This is a genomic window from Pseudomonas fuscovaginae SE-1 (assembly GCF_000364705.1).
Classification (GTDB): Bacteria; Pseudomonadota; Gammaproteobacteria; order Pseudomonadales; family Pseudomonadaceae; genus Aquipseudomonas; species Aquipseudomonas fuscovaginae_A.
The window spans coordinates 1-836 of record NZ_AQOH01000253.1 but is presented as its reverse complement, the minus strand read 5'-3'; the positions used below and the strand labels follow the sequence as shown (position 1 = coordinate 836).

The window sequence follows — 836 nt, the reverse complement described above, 5'->3', positions numbered from 1 at the left end:
TTCAACGCCGACGACGTGCTGTTCACCTTCAACCGCATGCTCGATGCCGAACACCCGTTCCGCAAGGCCTACCCCACCGAGTTCCCCTACTTCACCGGGATGAGCCTGAACAAGAATATCGCCAAGGTCGAAAAGACCGGGCCGCTGACCGTGGTCATGACGCTCAACAGCGTCGACGCCGCGTTCATCCAGAACCTCGCCATGAGTTTCGCCTCGATCCTCTCGGCCGAGTACGCCGAGCAGTTGCTCAAGGAAGGCAACCCGAGCGAGATCAACCAGCAGCCCATCGGCACCGGGCCGTACGTGTTCCAGCGGTACCAGAAGGACACGCAGATCCGCTATGCCGCCAACAAACACTACTGGGATCCGGACAAGGTCAAGCTTGACCAGTTGATCTTCTCGATCAACACCGATGCCTCGGTACGTGTGCAGAAGCTCAAGCGCAACGAATGCCAGGTGACACTGCACCCGCGACCGGCCGACGTCCCGGCGCTCAAGAGCGATCCCAAACTGCAGGTGATCGAAAAACCGGGGTTCAACCTCGGCTACATCGCCTACAACGTCCGCCACAAGCCGTTCGACCAGCCTGAAGTACGTCGGGCCCTGGACATGGCGGTGAACAAGCCGAGCATCCTCAACGCGGTCTACCAGGGTGCCGGCCAACTGGCGGTCAACGCCATGCCGCCGACCCAGTGGTCCTATGACGACACCATCAAGGACGCCGCCTACGACCCGGAAAAAGCCAAGGAACTGCTCAAGGCCGCCGGCGTCAGGGAAGGCACCGAAATCACCCTGTGGGCCATGCCGGTCCAGCGTCCGTACAACCCCAACGCCAA

1 protein-coding gene is annotated in these 836 nt (G+C 61.1%); it reads left to right on the top strand.

Features of this window, described 5'->3' with window-relative positions:
• The coding region (locus tag K675_RS0121045; RefSeq protein ID WP_017905448.1) for an ABC transporter substrate-binding protein at positions 1 to 836 on the top strand (836 nt) is incomplete at both ends.